Annotated in this window: 2 protein-coding genes; both read right to left on the bottom strand. The window is 40.7% G+C overall.

Translation table 11 applies throughout. The annotated features are described in order from the left end of the window. The coding region (locus KEM10_RS23950) for a glycosyl hydrolase 108 family protein (RefSeq protein ID WP_212220978.1) at window positions 1-344 on the bottom strand (344 nt) is incomplete at its 3' end. Then, on the bottom strand, window positions 341-631 hold a 291-nt coding region (locus tag KEM10_RS23945), incomplete at its 5' end, for a hypothetical protein (protein WP_212220975.1). The genes KEM10_RS23950 and KEM10_RS23945, both read right to left, overlap by 4 nt.

Below are 631 nucleotides of genomic sequence, written 5' to 3'. Positions count from 1 at the left end.
CGTTGAACGCCTCTGGCTCCCCATACTCCACTATTAACGCACCAATCAAAAACTATTTGCTGTATTGAGCCATTGGAGATTTCATCAATTTTAAATCTTGTGTAAAAGGTCTGCTGATAAAAATCCTTTACAAGCTGTGTCAATTGAGGAACATCAATCTTAAAGTTCCAAGGTATTTCACCGTAGGTTTCCTTGTAGGCATCAATGTATTGCCAGCCTTCCCAATCGGGATGTAAATTCCGGGCAACACCCATGTAGGTTTCTCCACCTTGGTCGCCCTCTACGTTGGCATAATAGCCTTCATGTTTGATTACGCCATCAAACAACTCATCGAATGTTTTCATTTTTTACGTCTGTTTTTAAGTTTGACATCGTTTACTCCTGATATTGCACCACCGAAAAGAAAGTCAATAATGGTGCTTAGTTTGGTTGATATTCCGCCGTTAATACTGCTCACAAATGCTATTTGCCAATCATCAAGCTGAATGGTATCGAAGATGAAGTAGTTCAGCATTACGAAAGTCAATGCGCACCAAGCAAGTAAAAAGAAGATTGCAAAGGCTTTTTGAAGCCAACTGTCTTTCTGATACATCTCCCTGGCCGAACTCCTATCGGCAACTGCCATCTTAAA

It is taken from the genome of Carboxylicivirga linearis (assembly GCF_018271995.1).
Lineage (GTDB): Bacteria > Bacteroidota > Bacteroidia > Bacteroidales > Marinilabiliaceae > Carboxylicivirga > Carboxylicivirga linearis.
The sequence above is the reverse complement of the archived record's forward strand: the minus strand, read 5'-3'. Positions and strand labels throughout refer to the sequence as shown.